The sequence below is a fragment of the Polaromonas sp. P1_G2 genome, assembly GCF_056405515.1.
In genome coordinates, this window is record NZ_JBFUBY010000705.1 from 1 (window position 1) to 609 (window position 609).

General features: G+C 61.2%; 2 protein-coding genes. Both read left to right on the plus strand.

Going from position 1 to position 609, the window contains the following annotated elements:
* Positions 1-288, plus strand: a 288-nt coding sequence (locus tag AC1D0P_RS27065; protein WP_477679556.1) for a hypothetical protein, incomplete at its 5' end; no start/stop codon positions are given.
* Positions 289-362: 74 nt separating this feature from the next.
* The coding region (locus AC1D0P_RS27070; RefSeq protein WP_477679557.1) for an ATP-binding cassette domain-containing protein at positions 363-609 on the plus strand (247 nt) is incomplete at its 3' end.

Genomic DNA, 609 nt, shown 5'->3' on the forward strand with positions numbered 1-609 from the left:
GATTTCATCTCGTCGGCAATCCATGCCTGGCCGCCCGGCGACGATTTCGAAATGATCTGGAACATCATGATGCGGACGCTCGAAGGCCAAGGCCCGAAGGTGCAGTCGATCCTCGCCAAGCCGATCACGATGTCCAAGGACGAGATGATGAAGGCGATCCCGGCAGATTGCAGCGAGGACTCCGACGGCTGGTACCATCCGGGCATCGACAAATGGGCGAGCGCTTCCTATCTCGACCAGTTCTTCCTGCACCCGGCCGATCCGGAAAAATACACTCCCAAGAAGTGAAGACGCCGCAAGCCACCGCCATGGGCTGAGGTCCATGGCGGCGCTTCTGACCTGAACTCCTGCCGGACGCTGCGATGGCCACCGTCTCCGTCGAAATATCCGAGGTGCGCAAGACCTTTGGTCCGACCGTCGCGTTGGCCAGCGTGTCGCTGCGGGCCTTCGAGGGCGAAGTCCACGCCATTATCGGCGGCAACGGGTCCGGAAAGAGCACACTGGCCAAGGTGATTTCCGGCGTTCTGATCCCCGACAGCGGCCAGGTTTCCATCCTCGGCAAGGCTGCAACCACCCCGCATGAGGCGCGTGAACTCGGAATCTCCAATG